The sequence below is a fragment of the Escherichia sp. KTE96 genome (assembly GCF_000408525.1).
GTDB classification, from domain to species: Bacteria; Pseudomonadota; Gammaproteobacteria; order Enterobacterales; family Enterobacteriaceae; genus Escherichia; species Escherichia marmotae.
Genome location: NZ_KE137149.1, coordinates 1,054,678 through 1,069,249, shown reverse-complemented (window position 1 = coordinate 1,069,249; position 14,572 = coordinate 1,054,678). Strand labels below are relative to the sequence as shown.

Annotated in this window: 18 protein-coding genes and 1 tRNA gene; 8 read left to right on the top strand and 11 right to left on the bottom strand. The window is 50.3% G+C overall.

All coding sequences use genetic code 11. The annotated features are described in order from the left end of the window. Window positions 1-83: 83 nt before the first annotated feature. The 8 genes from A1WG_RS09315 to holD all read right to left on the bottom strand — a co-directional run bounded on the left by A1WG_RS09315 (window position 84) and on the right by holD (window position 6,552). A complete protein-coding gene (locus A1WG_RS09315) occupies window positions 84-863 on the bottom strand; it encodes a metal-dependent hydrolase (RefSeq protein ID WP_000563020.1) in 780 nt (259 codons plus the stop codon). Continuing rightward, complete coding sequence (locus A1WG_RS09320) at window positions 860-1,933, bottom strand: patatin-like phospholipase family protein (RefSeq protein ID WP_000531526.1); 1,074 nt, start codon at window positions 1,931-1,933, stop codon at window positions 860-862. Before A1WG_RS09320 ends, A1WG_RS09315 begins: the two co-directional genes overlap by 4 nt. Before the next feature lie 123 nt (window positions 1,934-2,056). Further along, entirely contained in the window at window positions 2,057-2,218 is a 162-nt protein-coding gene (locus A1WG_RS09325; protein ID WP_000490275.1) for a DUF1328 domain-containing protein, read from the bottom strand. 126 nt (window positions 2,219-2,344) lie between these two features. Continuing rightward, window positions 2,345-2,950 carry a molecular chaperone OsmY gene (gene osmY / locus A1WG_RS09330; protein WP_000178899.1) on the bottom strand — a complete coding sequence of 202 codons (606 nt, stop codon included), beginning with the start codon at window positions 2,948-2,950 and terminating at the stop codon, window positions 2,345-2,347. 401 nt (window positions 2,951-3,351) lie between these two features. Next, window positions 3,352-4,941: a peptide chain release factor 3 gene (gene prfC, locus A1WG_RS09335; protein ID WP_000175960.1), complete on the bottom strand. Its 1,590-nt coding sequence runs from the start codon at window positions 4,939-4,941 to the stop codon at window positions 3,352-3,354. Window positions 4,942-5,031: 90 nt separating this feature from the next. Then, a complete protein-coding gene (gene yjjG, locus A1WG_RS09340; protein ID WP_001517704.1) occupies window positions 5,032-5,709 on the bottom strand; it encodes a pyrimidine 5'-nucleotidase in 678 nt (225 codons plus the stop codon). Window positions 5,710-5,723: 14 nt separating this feature from the next. After that, window positions 5,724-6,170, bottom strand: a complete 447-nt coding sequence (rimI, locus tag A1WG_RS09345; RefSeq protein WP_001092453.1) for a ribosomal protein S18-alanine N-acetyltransferase — start codon at window positions 6,168-6,170, stop codon at window positions 5,724-5,726. Then, on the bottom strand, window positions 6,139-6,552 hold the full coding sequence (holD, locus tag A1WG_RS09350; protein WP_001517703.1) for a DNA polymerase III subunit psi: 414 nt from the start codon (window positions 6,550-6,552) through the stop codon (window positions 6,139-6,141). The genes rimI and holD overlap by 32 nt, the downstream gene beginning before the upstream one ends. Window positions 6,553-6,654: 102 nt before the next feature. On the opposite strand from holD, the gene rsmC reads away from it, so the two are divergent. Both rsmC and A1WG_RS09360 read left to right on the top strand, forming a co-directional pair. After that, window positions 6,655-7,686, top strand: a complete 1,032-nt coding sequence (rsmC, locus tag A1WG_RS09355) for a 16S rRNA (guanine(1207)-N(2))-methyltransferase RsmC (RefSeq protein ID WP_001272304.1) — start codon at window positions 6,655-6,657, stop codon at window positions 7,684-7,686. Window positions 7,687-7,997: 311 nt separating this feature from the next. Next, a tRNA-Leu gene (locus A1WG_RS09360) sits at window positions 7,998-8,084 on the top strand. Window positions 8,085-8,122: 38 nt separating this feature from the next. Here the strand turns inward: A1WG_RS09360 and A1WG_RS09365 are convergent. Continuing rightward, on the bottom strand, window positions 8,123-8,359 hold the full coding sequence (locus A1WG_RS09365) for a DUF1435 domain-containing protein (protein ID WP_001468488.1): 237 nt from the start codon (window positions 8,357-8,359) through the stop codon (window positions 8,123-8,125). Between the two features lie 140 nt (window positions 8,360-8,499). Here A1WG_RS09365 and fhuF point away from each other — a divergent pair, with 140 nt between their 5' ends. Then, entirely contained in the window at window positions 8,500-9,285 is a 786-nt protein-coding gene (fhuF, locus tag A1WG_RS09370) for a siderophore-iron reductase FhuF (RefSeq protein ID WP_000331548.1), read from the top strand. Window positions 9,286-9,321: 36 nt separating this feature from the next. Here the strand turns inward: fhuF and bglJ are convergent, their stop codons facing one another. Both bglJ and A1WG_RS09380 read right to left on the bottom strand, forming a co-directional pair. Next, entirely contained in the window at window positions 9,322-9,999 is a 678-nt protein-coding gene (bglJ, locus tag A1WG_RS09375; protein ID WP_001517702.1) for a DNA-binding transcriptional activator BglJ, read from the bottom strand. Further along, window positions 9,957-10,682, bottom strand: coding sequence for a helix-turn-helix domain-containing protein (locus A1WG_RS09380; protein ID WP_000936620.1), 726 nt, complete (start codon window positions 10,680-10,682; stop codon window positions 9,957-9,959). The genes bglJ and A1WG_RS09380 overlap by 43 nt, the downstream gene beginning before the upstream one ends. A gap of 627 nt (window positions 10,683-11,309) precedes the next feature. Here A1WG_RS09380 and A1WG_RS09385 point away from each other — a divergent pair. From A1WG_RS09385 to yjjA, 5 genes are all read left to right on the top strand, one after another. Beyond that, complete coding sequence (locus A1WG_RS09385; RefSeq protein WP_001468486.1) at window positions 11,310-12,080, top strand: threonine/serine exporter family protein; 771 nt, start codon at window positions 11,310-11,312, stop codon at window positions 12,078-12,080. Continuing rightward, window positions 12,071-12,544, top strand: a complete 474-nt coding sequence (locus A1WG_RS09390; protein ID WP_000538195.1) for a threonine/serine exporter — start codon at window positions 12,071-12,073, stop codon at window positions 12,542-12,544. The genes A1WG_RS09385 and A1WG_RS09390 overlap by 10 nt, the downstream gene beginning before the upstream one ends. A gap of 106 nt (window positions 12,545-12,650) precedes the next feature. Further along, window positions 12,651-13,190: a primosomal protein DnaT gene (gene dnaT / locus A1WG_RS09395; RefSeq protein WP_001468485.1), complete on the top strand. Its 540-nt coding sequence runs from the start codon at window positions 12,651-12,653 to the stop codon at window positions 13,188-13,190. 2 nt (window positions 13,191-13,192) lie between these two features. After that, window positions 13,193-13,930, top strand: coding sequence for a replicative helicase loader DnaC (gene dnaC / locus A1WG_RS09400; RefSeq protein ID WP_001468484.1), 738 nt, complete (start codon window positions 13,193-13,195; stop codon window positions 13,928-13,930). A gap of 48 nt (window positions 13,931-13,978) precedes the next feature. After that, the gene (yjjA, locus tag A1WG_RS09405; protein WP_001517700.1) at window positions 13,979-14,473 is read left to right on the top strand and encodes a DUF2501 domain-containing protein YjjA; all 495 of its coding nucleotides are present in this window, start codon (window positions 13,979-13,981) and stop codon (window positions 14,471-14,473) included. The last annotated feature ends 99 nt before the right edge of the window (window positions 14,474-14,572 follow it).

Below are 14,572 nucleotides of genomic sequence, written 5' to 3'. Positions count from 1 at the left end.
CCAGTAGGCATGACAAGACGCGTCAGCGTCGCATCCGGCATTGTGCGCCAACTGCCAGATACGGCGTGAACGCCTTACCCGTCCTACGGCACGTTAAACATCGCATATGTGTTATTACGCAACGCTTCAGCAATCTCATCTTCTGCTTCCGGACGTAACTCGCACAGCACGGCAAACACCCGGGCGGCCTGTTCCGGGCGGTTGGGCTGCCCCTGAAAACCGTTGAGCGGCATATCCGGCGCGTCGGTTTCCAGTAACAACGACGCCAGTGGCAGTTTCGCTATTACATCGCGAGTTTTACTGGCGCGTGGATAAGTGATGGTGCCGCCTACACCGATTTTGTAGTTCAATTGTACAAACCGTTCGGCCTGTTGCAGGCTGCCGGAAAAACCGTGGACTACGCCAGTGCGTGGCAAATCGTGGCGTTTAAGGTGCATCGCCAGTTTGTCATGAGTACGGCGCGAATGGAGGATCACCGGCAGATCATAGCGTTTCGCCAGTTTCAGTTGTTCGTCGAGCAACCACTGTTGGTGATCGAATTGTGGATCATCGCCAAAGAGATCCAGACCGATCTCCCCCACTGCCACCACCTTTGCGGGACGTCTTTCCAGCGCCTGCTGTAACTGTTCCAGCGACTCATCGGTGTGTTGATCCAACATCCCTGGGTGTAGCCCTAACGCGGCGTACAGCGGTTGATAATTTTCCGCCAGCGCCAACACGCGGGCAAAGTTTGCCGCCTCGGTTGCCGGAACAATGATCTTGCCTACACCCGCTTGTGCCGCGCGTTGCAGGCTAGACTCTTCATCGCCACGAAACGGCGGAAAATCAAAATGACAGTGGGTATCGATAAAACGGCAAATCAAGCCAGATCCTCATTATTAAATGTCGGGTCATTCGCCTGCGGCGCGTCACTCACCCCGGCAACCAGCGTATCGTTGGCGACTGGCGCAGGCGGAATGACGATCGATTCAGGCGTCGCCGCGGGCACCAGATGGCGGGTAAGCGGCGCTTTTTCGGTTAGCATTTTACCGACGGTTGCCAGAAAATAACGACCGCATAAACGCCCGAGTTTATAGTCATCGCGCAGCGCCGGAAGCCGACTTCCCAGGGCGATACTATGCAGCGGCTTCGGCGGATAAATTTCGAATATCCGCAGCTTGCCCGGTGGTTTTTCAATAAATTGCTGGATGTCACGATAACTGGTTTCATGGTGCTGCACCAAATTCACCAGCGGTTGCAGGCTACTGTCGCCCAGCCAGCGTTCCATGCGTTTAAACCACTGCGGTGTGTAATACATTTGCGACGGCACAGTGCGGATCACCACCAGCGTTTTCGCTCCTTGTCTTGCCGCTTCCTTAACCGGGATCGCATCGCTGACGCCACCATCAAAATAGTTAATTCCATCAAGTGAAACTCCGGTGCGATAAAAACCAGGAATCGCACTTGAGGCGCGAATCAAATCCAGCCAGTTTTGTTTGGTCGGCAAAAAGTAGTTCGGCGTGTAATCGTCCTGACGACAGGCACACATATAAAACGATTTGCCGCTCTCAAACAGCCGCGCGGCGGTATCCATCTGCAACGGCATCTGGCTGGCCGTCGCCTCTATCAGCCAGTCCAGATCGATAAGATTTCCGCCACGCACAAAACGCACTGGATCGAAAAATTCGCGTTTTGTGGTATAGCGCATGATGACTTTGCGGGCGTAACCAGGCTGGTTACAAATATACGCCGAAAGGTTCTGCGCCCCGGCAGACGTGCCAAAATAAAGATCGAAAGGATTAAACTGCGCGCGCATAAACTCATCCAGCACGCCAGCCGTGAAGATTCCGCGTTGCCCACCGCCTTCGCACACCAGCGCAATACGCCCGGGCTGGAACGGCCTTAGCGACAACGGCGCAATATTACCAAGCGTTACAGGTATTCGCTGCCCCACCTCTGCCTTCCTGTTTTTTTAATGTGAAAGACTGACAAAGTAACGCAATTTATTATTCGCTAAAACCGTAAAAGCCAGTCCGCTGGACTGGCTTTGTATAAAATTTTCTTAATGGTCTGAAATCTAGGGTCGTTTTCGGCCCATGAACAAACTCACCAGGAACAGAATAATCCCGACGACAAAGACAATTTTTGCTGCACCTGCAGCAGTACCGGCCAGACCACCAAACCCAAGTGCGGCGGCGATTAACGCGATAACCAGAAATATGATGCCCCAACGAAACATAAGCGTCTCCTTTACCATAGTTAATGTCACCGCTTGATATGAGCGTGCAAATCACTCAATGCGATATTTTTAGTGTGGTGCACATCGCGCCTCCCGACAAAGTTCGGGAGGACGAATTACGACGAATTACTTAGTTTTCAGATCATTTTTAACGCTTTTCACACCATCTACCGCTTTAGCGATACTTTCAGCACGGTCGCTTTGTGCCTGAGAATCAACAGTACCGGAGAGCTGAACCACGCCGTCGGTGGTTTCAACTTTCACATGACGGGAAGGGACGATATCGTCTGCCAGCAGTTTGGCTTTGATTTCACTGGTGGTGGCGGTATCACCTGCGTAACCCTTCACAGAGCCTTCTTTAGCGTCGCGAACGTGCAGTTTGTCGCTGACAGAGGTCACACCCTCAACCCCTTTAGCCACTTTCACGGCCTCTTCAGCCTGTGCCTGGCTTTCAACAAATCCGCTCAGAGTCACGACTTTTTGATCGGTTTTAACAGAGATATCGGTGCTTTTGATGTTGTCATGATCCACCAGAGCCGCCTTCACTTTCGCAGTGATGGCGCTGTCATCCATGAAATTACCGACTTTATTCATAGAGCTATCGACTTTTTGCCCTGCGGTTTCGTTGGTGGTCTGCGCGTTGTTTTCCGCAAAAGCAGAGCCTGTCGCCACGGCAGAGGTCAACATTACGGCCAGCAGCGTTTTCGAAATCTTCAGTTTTGTCATAGTCATCGATGTATTCCTGTATGTTTGCTCATAATTTGAGCCTGGCAACACGAGGTTGCATTGCTGAAAGGGAGAGACTTCACCCTGTACAGAAGTCAATGGTCGCCATCACAAAAGCGATGAGTGATGAATAACGACCATCACAGCCTCTGGATCAGTTATTAATATCAATCGAATGACATTTAACGGTTTTAAATACTGATATCCACGAATTGAACGGTATTTAAAGCCGTCACAAATGTCATCACTTTGTTAAATATAGATCACAATTTTGAAACCGCTCGCCGCATCGGCTAAAAAACGCGCAAACATAAGCAAAAGCGAATGTTTTAAGAACATTCCGCAAGCGGCTAATAAGGAAGGGAAAGTGACAGGGCGCAGCGGTTGCCGCGCCCTTGAGGCAAGAATTAATGTTCGCGAGTCTGGTGGAACTGAACATCCGGGTAACGCTCTTGCGCTAAGCGCAAGTTCACCATGCTGGTAGCGATGTAAGCGAGGTTGTCGCCGCCATCAAGCGCCAGTTGGCTTTCGTTCTTACGCTTGAACTCTTCGAATTTCTTCGCGTCCGCACATTCTACCCAACGGGCGGTGGCAACGTTGACCGACTCGTACACGGCTTCAACGTTGTATTCGCTCTTCAGGCGCGATACCACCACATCAAACTGCAGCACACCAACCGCACCTACGATCAGGTCGTTGTTGGAGAGCGGACGGAACACCTGTACCGCGCCCTCTTCGGAAAGCTGTACCAGCCCTTTGAGCAGTTGTTTTTGCTTCAGCGGATCTTTCAGGCGGATACGGCGGAACAGTTCTGGTGCGAAGTTCGGAATACCGGTGAACTTCATCATCTCGCCCTGGGTAAAGGTGTCGCCAATCTGAATAGTGCCGTGGTTGTGCAGACCAAGGATATCGCCCGGATAAGCTTCTTCAACGTGCGAACGGTCGCCCGCCATAAAGGTCAATGCGTCGGAAATCACCACGTCTTTCGCGGTACGCACCTGGCGCAGTTTCATGCCTTTTTCATATTTACCAGACACGACTCGCATAAATGCCACGCGGTCGCGGTGTTTCGGGTCCATGTTGGCCTGAATTTTAAATACGAAGCCGGTAAATTTGTCTTCGCTCGCCTCTACAGTGCGAGTATCTGTCTGACGCGACATCGGCGCAGGCGCCCACTCCACCAGCCCGTCCAGCATATGATCCACGCCGAAGTTACCCAGCGCAGTACCAAAAAATACTGGGGTGATTTCACCTGCAAGGAACAGCTCTTTGTCGAACTCGTTAGATGCGCCTTTCACCAGTTCCAGTTCATCACGCAGTTGTTGCGCCAGATCTTCACCAACAGCAGCATCGAGATCCGGGTTGTTCAGCCCTTTAACAATACGCACTTCCTGAATGGTGTGACCTTTACCGCTCTGATAGAGATACGTTTCATCTTTATAAAGATGGTAAACGCCTTTAAACAGCTTGCCGCAGCCAATCGGCCAGGTGATCGGCGCACAACCGATTTTCAGCTCGTTTTCAACTTCATCGAGCAATTCCATCGGGTCGCGGATATCACGGTCAAGTTTGTTCATAAAGGTGAGGATCGGCGTATCGCGCAGACGGGTAACTTCCATCAGCTTGCGGGTACGATCTTCTACACCTTTTGCGGCGTCGATCACCATCAGGCAGCAGTCCACTGCAGTCAGTGTACGATAGGTATCTTCCGAGAAGTCTTCGTGCCCCGGGGTGTCGAGCAGGTTAACCAGGCAATCCTTATAAGGGAACTGCATCACAGAAGTGGTAATAGAGATACCACGCTGCTTTTCCATCTCCATCCAGTCCGACTTCGCGTGCTGGTTAGAGCCACGGCCTTTTACTGTACCGGCGGTCTGAATGGCCTGTCCGAACAGCAACACCTTCTCGGTAATAGTGGTCTTACCTGCGTCCGGGTGAGAAATAATGGCAAAAGTGCGGCGCTTCGCCACCTCTTGCAAATAAGGAGACAACGTCATAATTCTTTCTTCTTGAGTAAGCGGCATCGCGCCGCGCTTGTTGAAAACGAAAAATTGCGGCTATTTTACCCATCAACGGGGGGGAGGCAATCAGTGTTTACACAGGAGTTGCTCCAGTTCATGCAACGATGAAACGGTCCAGGTGGGTGCGATACCTTCTGGTTGCTCACGGCTGTGCGCATTCAGCCAGCAGGTCGCAAGCCCGGCATTGATACCACCGAGAATATCGGACTCAGCAGTATCACCGACCATCAGCACTCGTGAACGGTCAGGATTACCCGCCTGTTCCAGGGCATAATCGAAAATTTTCTTATTCGGCTTGGCGACACCAACTTCTTCGGAAATCACTAGCAAATCGAAATAATCACGCAGGCCCGTGCGTTCCAGACGCACCTGCTGCAAGGCGCTAAAGCCGTTGGTGATGATGCCGATTTTGGCGTTGCCGCGAATGGCGTTAAGCAGGGAAACCGCGCCCGGCAGCGGCGTGCAGATTTCCGCCATCGCATTTATAAAGGCCTCGTTGAGTTTACCTGGCTCGACGTTCAGTCGTTCGGCCCAGCTTTCAAAACGCCCGTGCTGAAGCTGTAATGAAGTGATCGCGCCGTTTTGATAATCCACCCACAGTGGCTTGTTAACGGCCTGATAGTCCTGAAAATCTTCAGCGGTAAAGGTGACGCTGTAGTCAAGAAACATCCGCTGCAGGCCGGTGAACGAGTCAAAAGTAAACAGCGTTTCATCGGCATCAAAGAAAATCCAGTCCCACTTCATTATTCCACCTTGTCTTACATACTGATTGGCAACGCCATGATGATGGCGTCTTCGCGACCGTCCGTGGTGGGGTAGTAATTGCGGCGAATCGTCGCCTCGTTAAAACCTAAACTTTCATACAGGGCAATGGCGGCAGCGTTTGAGGCGCGGACCTCCAGCCATAGCGTTGCCACGCCGCGTTTTTCCAGTTCGTCGATCAGATGCTCCAGTAGCGCCCTTCCCAATCCCTGACGCTGATAGTCGGGATCGACAGCAATATTGAACAATGTAGCTTCATCCAGCACCACTTGCGTAATCGCAAACGCCGCCATTTTGCCGTTTTGCGTTAACTGAAAGTTGAGATAGCGTTCGCCCTGGTTGCTGGCAAAGGTTTTTTCGCTCCACGGAAAGGCGTGGGCGCGTTGTTCAATGTTAAAAGCCGCTGGTAAATCAGTCGTTTCGAGGGAAGAAATCGTATTCATATGTGCAAATTTGTTGCCATAACGCGGCGCGTGCCGTTGGGTTTGCCCGTAATTCAGTGAGCGTCGGGGATGCTATCTGGGCACCTTCCAGTGACAGCGGTTCATCAGTGCCCAGCCGCCAACTGTTGCAGCGACTACCTTGCGGTAGCATCGCGATCCTTTCGGGCGTCAATTGCAGTACCTGCTCGGGGCTAACGGTTAATGCGCGCAAAACGTCACTCACCAGCGGATCGGTCAGGGCGGGAATATCGTTTGCCACCATCACCAGACGAACGTGTGCCGGGATCGCAATGGCTACCTCTCCCTGCAACGCGCCAGGGCGACGCAGCGACCACTGGGTAATGCCCAGTTGCTGTAACTGCCAGTCTCGTCGGGATGTCATAGCGAATCGCTCCTGTTGTCAGGGGCGCAAATATAGCAAATTCGTCGATACCGCGCCAACATATGGCTATAATCGCCGCCAGTATCAATTGAGGAGCATTCCATGTCTGCATTTACCCCGGCAAGTGAAGTCTTGCTGCGCCACAGTGATGATTTCGAACAAAGCCGTATTCTGTTTGCCGGTGACTTACAGGATGACCTGCCCGCGCGTTTAGATACCGCGGCCAGTCGTGCTCATACCCAGCAATTCCACCATTGGCAGGTGTTAAGTCGCCAGATGGGTGATAACGCCCGTTTTAGCCTGATCGCTACGGCGGACGACGTCGCAGATTGCGATACGCTGATCTACTACTGGCCGAAGAACAAACCAGAAGCGCAATTCCAACTGATGAACCTACTGTCACTGCTGCCGGTAGGGACAGATATTTTCGTCGTGGGCGAAAACCGCAGCGGTGTGCGCAGCGCCGAGCAGATGTTGGCGGACTACGCACCACTGAATAAGGTAGACAGCGCCCGCCGCTGCGGCCTCTATTTTGGTCGTCTGGAAAAGCAGCCGGAGTTTGATGCTGATAAATTCTGGGGCGAATACAACGTTGATGGCCTGACGGTCAAAACGTTGCCGGGCGTGTTTAGTCGTGACGGCCTGGATGTCGGTAGCCAGTTGCTGCTTTCGACATTTACTCCGCACACGAAAGGCAAAGTGCTGGATGTCGGCTGCGGTGCAGGCGTGCTTTCGGTTGCTTTTGCGCACCATTCACCGAAAATTCGCCTCACCTTGTGCGATGTCTCCGCACCGGCAGTAGAAGCCAGTCGCGCGACACTTTCCGCTAACGGTGTTGAAGGTGAAGTCTTTGCCAGCAACGTCTTTTCCGAGGTGAAAGGTCGTTTTGACATGATTATCTCCAACCCACCGTTCCACGATGGAATGCAAACCAGCCTTGATGCTGCGCAAACGTTGATTCGCGGCGCGGTACGTCATCTTAATAGCGGCGGCGAGTTGCGGATTGTAGCGAATGCGTTCCTGCCTTATCCGGATCTGCTGGATGAAACATTTGGCTTCCATGAAGTCATCGCACAAACCGGGCGTTTCAAGGTGTATCGCGCCATTATGACCCGCCAGGCGAAGAAAGGTTAAGTCTCTGGCACCTGTCGCCGCATGCCGTGTCGGATGCGGCGTAAACGCCTTATCCAACCAACAAAACCTGTACGTTAGCCCTCCGTAGGCCAGATAAGACGCGTCAGCGTCGCATCTGGCATATACAGCCACAAGCCATGTCGGATGCGACGTGAACGCCTGATCTGACCGACAAACGAATTATCCACAATCCACTGATGGCCATTTTTCCAGCAATCACACATCAGGCGACAATTAACTATTGACGAAAAACTGAAAACCACTAGAATGCGCCTCCGTGGTAGCAATTCTTTTTTAAGAATTGATGGTATGCGAAGGTGGCGGAATTGGTAGACGCGCTAGCTTCAGGTGTTAGTGTCCTTACGGACGTGGGGGTTCAAGTCCCCCCCCTCGCACCAATTATCTTTACTTCCTTTCTTGTTTTTTCCCTGTTTTATCATCCTTGATCCCAGCTCGTTATCATCAGTATGACGCTCGCAATTAGCGCCAGGCACGATGGCAACAAAACATAATGCCGTAACTGTTTGTGATACAGCATCAGCGGTGTCACCAATAATCCCATCAGCATGACAATCCGCCACAGTTCCGGCGATAAATCCACATACGTCAGTCCTGCAATCAGCAATCCCGGCAGCAACACTCCCCAACCACTGCCCAGTGTACGTTGCAACATGGTTTCATCTCTTTTATTGATAATGATAAGCAATATCATATGATAATTTTTATCGTTTGCAAGCTAGCAAAATCCCTTGCTATCGTTTAAACCTATCGCTAGGATTAGCAATCATTATCATTTAGATTACTATCACGATTATGGCCTATCGTTCCGCACCGCTTCTTGAAGATGTTATCTGGCGAACGCATCTCCAGCCGCAAGATCCAACACTTGCGGAAACAGTACGTGCGACGATCGCAGAACATCGTGAACATTTGCTGGAGTTTATCCGTCTGGATGAACCCGCCCCACTTAGCGCCCTGACGCTGGCGCAATGGTCTTCTCCAACGGCCCTGCGTTCCCTGTTGGCTGTTTATTCCGATCATATCTACCGCAATCAACCATTGATGCTCCGCGAGAATAAGCCGCTGATCTCACTGTGGGCGCAATGGTATATCGGTCTGATGATGCCGCCATTAATGCTGGCGCTGTTAACACAGGAAAAAGCGTTAGATCTTTCCCCGGAACATTTTCACGTTGAGTTTCACGAAACCGGGCGTGCCGCCTGTTTCTGGATCGACGTGTGTGAGGACAAGAACGCTCCGCATTTGCCACAGCAGCGAATGGAAAAGTTAATCAGTCAGGCGATCGCCCCGGTTGTGCAGGCATTAGAAGCCACCGGCGAAATCAATGGCAAACTTATCTGGAGTAATACCGGCTATCTGATCAACTGGTATTTGACTGAGATGAAGCAGTTACTTGGTGATGCGACAGTTGAATCACTTCGCCGTGCTCTCTTTTTTGAGAAAACACTCTCCACGGGTGAAGATAATCCTCTTTGGCGTACGGTGGTGCTGCGCGACGGCCTGTTGGTGCGCCGTACCTGCTGCCAACGTTATCGCTTGCCGGATGTACAGCAATGCGGCGACTGTACGCTGAAATGAAAAACTCTGCCGGGGTGATAACCCGGCATTAGCGTATTAAAAGGAATGCAACACATTGCTTGTTTCTGAAACCCGCATACATAACAGAATGTCTGCAGCCTCCAACAACCCAGCATCGGAACTGACGCCCAGTTTCGACATCACATTAAATTTATGCGCGCGGATCGTTTTAATATTTCGTTTAAGCTGCTCGGCAATTTGTGTCATTGAGTAGCCACGCGACATAAAACGCAATATTTCTCTCTCCGTTGGGCTTAGCGTCCGGCTTTGATTAATGTACCACTGATTGTTCAGGCGATCGGTAGCCTGACGCACGCCATTTAATGACAGAAACAGCTCCTGATAAAAAATGTCCAGCGTCGATGCTTTACTTAATACACCGTCCAACGGTGATGGCGATAATGATCCGATTAATCGTGCTTCAATATCATCATCCGCAATAACTAAACGCCGGGTACGCGGAAATTTAATAGCCAGCTCAGTCAAATAAGATAATCCCTCTCTGCGCTCACTTCTCATGGCAGAAAAAGAAAAAATAACCGCCGCAAATGAGACCCGCGACATCGCATCCTGAAACGCCTCCTGGCTTCTATAGATATGGAGTGTATAAGGGTTACCCGCAAACTTTCTGAATAAGCTTTCAATACCGATACTACTCATGACGCACTTCTCTATGAGTGCGACATTTCTCTTCTTAATTCGGCTGTGTTCCATTCTGCGGCATCTCCATAAACCGAAGGCAAGTTAAGTTCTCTTGCCCCCTGCGCGCTATTTATCCATGCATACATCTCAGCGTTGCTGTGAATTGCCAGCCGACGCATCGCACTGTTTTTTTGTGCGCTGATGGTTTTATTGCTTTTCTTAAGCAATGAAGCTATCTGGTTGATGCCCCATCCTTTGCCTAACAACCGCAGTACCTTGCGCTCTGAAAGTGTCAGAATGACGGTGCGATAGCTAAAATCCTGAGTTTCAGTCATTGCCGGGGAGGTCAGCATGGCGCTGATACGCTCTGCATGCGCATTACCGGAACGAACCGTCTTAACCAGATTCTCAATGGGTTCGATATCGGACAGTAACGTCGCTGCCGGGCACATAAGCAGTTCTACCGCCTGAGAGTACCAGGCACGCGAAACCATGAAAACCCAATGAATTTCCCTGTATTGTGAGATCAATGAATAATAATGTTCACAAACGGAATGTGGATTGTCATTTTCGCCGGTTAAATCGGCAATGACTAATCCGGAGCGACGTAATTGTAATAAGGTAAGATCCTCCGCGGAGGCTCTGGATATTATTTCATATTCAGGGAAGTGAGTCCTCATGACCTCTTTTAACCCTGCTTGCATAACCGGTATTTTACTGATAACAATTCCATTTTTGCAGCATCCTGGCAACATATTTCCTCCACATCCACTGTCTAAAAATCATGATGGTTTATTCAGGATATTCATTCCTTAAATGCTTCCAGCAAATTAATAGATTAAGCGAATAAATTATCCTTAGCATTCACTTTCATATCAGCATACTCCTGCTGCACAATAACTCCACGGCATGTGTCAGAAGGTTAGCATCAAATGATAACCTGGTGAAATAGCCTGGAGACATTTAAAATAACTAAATTAACTTGTTAGAAATACTTAATGGAAACCCTGGAATTCCATTAGTTTAAGATATAATTAAAATACCGCCTTCCCATCGAACAAAAAACATCTCTTCAGCATTTATACAAAAAAAATCAGTAAAATCTGATGATTTTATCTGTTTAAAATTCAAAAGCACGAACGGCCATCCATTACTCTAATCCGTAAGAGACAAATTATAAATTCATTATAATTATAATATTCATATGATAATTTTTTTGCAGCGATAAAAAATTCGCTTTTCGCCACTGAACTTCACCCGTCAACCAGGACTAATCAGCGCAATTTTGATCTTAACCTACCCCAAAACAACCGCTCTTCATGATACAAATGGGGTCTTATTATTTGAACAATACGCAGCACGTCTATGACAAAGGACGAGTTATGCAGACTGAGCAACAGCGGGCCGTAACACGGCTTTGTATCCAGTGTGGATTATTTCTTTTGCAACATGGAGCGGAAAGCGCGTTAGTTGATGAGCTTTCCTCGCGACTGGGTCGGGCGTTGGGAATGGACTGCGTCGAAAGTTCTATCTCTTCGAACGCCATTGTGCTTACTACCATTAAAGATGGGCAATGCCTGACATCTACGCGCAAAAATCACGATCGCGGCATTAATATGCATGTAGTGACGGAAGTTCAGCATATTGTGATTCTGGCGGAGCATCACCTGCTGGATTACAAAGGCGTGGAGAAACGTTTTAGCCAGATTCAACCCTTACGTTACCCGAGATGGCTGGTCGCCTTGATGGTTGGTCTGTCATGCGCCTGTTTCTGTAAGCTCAATAAAGGTGGCTGGGATGGTGCCGTCATCACCTTCTTTGCCAGCACGGTCGCAATGTATATCCGTCAGCTACTGGCGCAACGTCATCTCCACCCTCAGATAAACTTTTGCATCACCGCATTTGCCGCCACCACGATTTCTGGTTTGCTTTTACAACTCCCTGCCTTCAGCAATACGCCAACAATCGCGATGGCTGCCAGCGTTCTGCTGCTGGTGCCGGGCTTTCCGTTGATTAATGCCGTCGCTGATATGTTTAAAGGGCACATCAATACCGGGCTGGCACGCTGGGCGATTGCCAGCCTATTGACGTTGGCTACCTGCGTTGGCGTGGTGATGGCACTCACGATTTGGGGACTACGCGGATGGGTGTGATCGAATTTCTCTTAGCACTAGTGCAGGATATGATCCTCGCGGCAATTCCTGCAGTCGGCTTTGCGATGGTATTCAATGTGCCGGTTCGGGCGTTACGCTGGTGTGCACTGCTTGGCGCGATTGGTCATGGCTCTCGAATGATCTTAATGAATACCGGGCTGAATATTGAATGGTCAACCTTTATGGCATCCATGCTGGTCGGCACCATTGGTATTCAATGGTCACGCTGGTATCTGGCGCATCCGAAAGTCTTTACCGTGGCAGCCGTTATCCCTATGTTTCCCGGTATCTCTGCTTATACAGCAATGATTTCAGCCGTAAAAATCAGCCAGTTAGGTTACAGCGAGCCGTTGATGATTACCCTGTTAACCAACTTTCTTACGGCATCATCAATTGTTGGCGCGTTATCCATCGGCCTTTCCATTCCTGGATTATGGTTGTACCGCAAGCGCCCTCGCGTATAAAATTGCCTCGCTTAAAGCACACGGATGAGAGACAGCCTCCTTTCATCCGTGTGTTACTATAAAAGTAATCTCCCTTCTCGTTCATCGTTCCATATTGAGAAACAGTATGTCTTCCAGAGTTTTGACCCCGGACGTCGTTGGTATTGACGCCCTGGTACACGATCACCAGACCGTTCTGGCAAAAGCTGAAGGCGGTATGGTTGCCGTATTTGCTAACAACGCTCCGGCGTTTTATGCCGTCACGCCCTCACGTCTTGCTGAACTGCTGGCGCTGGAAGAAAAGCTGACACGTCCAGGAAGCGATGTCGCTCTGGACGATCAACTCTATCAGGAACCGCAAACTCCCCCAGTTGCCGTACCGATGGGAAAATTCGCCATGTACCCGGACTGGCGGCCAGATGCTGATTTTACTCGCCTGGCCGCATTATGGGGCGTGGCGCTAAGAGAACCCGCCACCGCCGAAGAACTGGCCTCATTCATTGCCTACTGGCAGGCGGAAGGCAAAGTCTTTCATCATGTGCAATGGCAACAAAAACTGGCGCGCAGTCTGCAAATTGGTCGTGCCAGCAATGGCGGACTGCCGAAACGAGATGTGAACACAGTCAGCGAACCTGACAGCCAAATTCCACCGGGATTCAGAGGGTAACGATGAAAAACGTTGGCGACCTGATGCAACGTCTGCAAAAAATGATGCCTGCCCATATCAAACCCGCCTTCAAAACGGGTGAAGAGCTTCTGGCGTGGCAGAAAGAACAAGGAGCGCTCCGCGCCGCCGCTCTGGAGCGCGAGAACCGGGCAATGAAAATGCAGCGCACCTTTAACCGCTCCGGCATTCGTCCGCTGCATCAGAACTGCTCCTTTGAGAACTATCGTGTTGAATGCGAAGGGCAGATGAATGCGTTGAGCAAAGCGCGCCAGTATGTCGACGAGTTCGACGGCAACATCGCCAGCTTTATCTTTTCTGGCAAGCCTGGAACCGGTAAAAACCACCTGGCGGCAGCGATCTGCAACGAACTACTGCTACGCGGCAAATCGGTATTGATTATTACTGTTGCCGATATTATGTCAGCGATGAAAGATACTTTCAGAAATAGCGGCACCAGCGAAGAGCAACTGCTCAACGATCTGAGCAACGTTGATCTGCTGGTGATCGACGAGATCGGTGTACAGACCGAATCGAAATACGAAAAAGTGATCATCAACCAGATCGTCGATCGTCGTTCTTCTTCCAAACGCCCGACCGGGATGCTGACCAACAGCAATATGGAGGAGATGACGAAATTGCTGGGCGAACGCGTTATGGATCGTATGCGCCTGGGCAACAGCCTGTGGGTGATCTTCAACTGGGACAGTTATCGTAGTCGGGTAACGGGTAAAGAGTATTAATCCCCATTTCCGGCGTTATACTGCGACAAAATTCCATTATGAGTAATGATGATGAAAACTGTTAAACACCTTCTGTGCTGTGCAATTGTCACCACCGCATTCATTTCCGCCGGGACACATGCCGCTTCCTGGAAAGATGCGCTTTCCAGCGCCGCCAGCGAGTTAAGCAACCAGAGCAGCACCACACAGGAAGGTGGTTGGTCGCTCTCTTCATTAACGAGTCTGCTTAGCAGCGGCAACCAGGCGTTAAGCGCAGACAATATGAACAATGCCGCAGGTATTCTGCAATATTGCGCGAAACAAAAGCTGGCTTCAGTGACCGACGCGGAAAACATCAAAAATCAGGTACTGGAGAAGCTGGGCCTGAACAGCGAAGAACAGAAAGAAGACACCAACTATCTGGATGGCATTCAGGGTTTGCTGAAAACCAAAGATGGTCAGCAGCTTAATCTGGATAACATCGGCACCACTCCGCTGGCGGAGAAAGTGAAAACCAAAGCCTGCGATCTGGTATTAAAGCAAGGCCTGAACTTTATCTCCTGATCTGTTCTGTATAATGCCGCGTTTTAACTGTTAATCGGCTGGCGCGGCTCTCCCCTTCTCTTTTTCCCGCTTCTCACGCTTTCATCCCCCGCTATGCGG